This is a genomic window from Alphaproteobacteria bacterium (genome assembly GCA_025800285.1).
Lineage (GTDB): Bacteria > Pseudomonadota > Alphaproteobacteria > JAOXRX01 > JAOXRX01 > JAOXRX01.
The window spans coordinates 1-927 of record JAOXRX010000001.1; the positions used below are offsets into that span (position 1 = coordinate 1).

Below are 927 nucleotides of genomic sequence, written 5' to 3' on the forward strand. Positions count from 1 at the left end.
GGAATAGATTGGTTCATGACATTATTGCTTCATTCAAGATAATATCATCCTAGTAATAAATGAAGCAATCAGAATTCAAAAAACGATATGATCCCGATTTGGGAAGATTTACAAGACAACATATTTATGGTGAGGGAGTAATGGATGTATTTAAAAATATTGGTTCGAAAGTTTTTGGACAAACACTCAAAAAAGCTGCAAAAACTGTTGCAACAAAAGCTGTAACTGCTGCAGCTACAAAAACTGGTGAACATGTTGGAGAAAAAGCTGGTGATAAAATAATCGAATTTCTGTCGAGAAAGAAAAAAATACAAAAACCTAAAAAAGTAACATTTGAAGAACCAACTACAATAAATACTAAACCGATGACGCAACAAGACAGATATCAACAACTTGGTCTCATTTTGAGTGATGATTAAAAAATAAAAAAAATAATGTAATCTTATAATAAAATTATGAAATCATTTCGTACACCACGTTATCTTGAAAGATATGAAGATGTTGTTTTCGATCTCGAAAATCGACTTGAAATAAATCCTAATGATACTCAACATCAAAATAGAGATGGATTGAAAATTGTTGCTGATAATAGTGGAGAAACTACTCCATTTGATTGGTATAATGCAAGACTATCAGTTAATTTTAAAGTAGATAAATTAGCGGATCATGCTGCTATTGCTGTTAATGATAATATTGGTACAGTCAATGGATCAAATAGTCTGATTAAAAAAATTCAAGTCAGAGCGGAAGGAAGAGAGGTTTATGATTGTGATTATGCAAATCATTGTGTGAATATCAAAAACTTGCTTGAATACAATCCTTCTTATGTAAAAAGTGTCGGCACAAATGAATATTATTTTCCTGATACATCAACACACGCTAATAGTAAAAAATATAGTGAAAGTGAGAAATGGGGCTGGTAATGGA

At 31.0% G+C, this 927-nt stretch carries 2 protein-coding genes; both read left to right on the forward strand.

All coding sequences use genetic code 11. The annotated features are described in order from the left end of the window. Positions 1–59 precede the first annotated feature (59 nt). Positions 60–419, forward strand: a complete 360-nt coding sequence (locus OIF36_00005) for a hypothetical protein (GenBank protein MCV6598853.1) — start codon at positions 60–62, stop codon at positions 417–419. 36 nt (positions 420–455) lie between these two features. After that, positions 456–923, forward strand: a complete 468-nt coding sequence (locus tag OIF36_00010) for a hypothetical protein (protein MCV6598854.1) — start codon at positions 456–458, stop codon at positions 921–923. Positions 924–927: the final 4 nt, after the last annotated feature.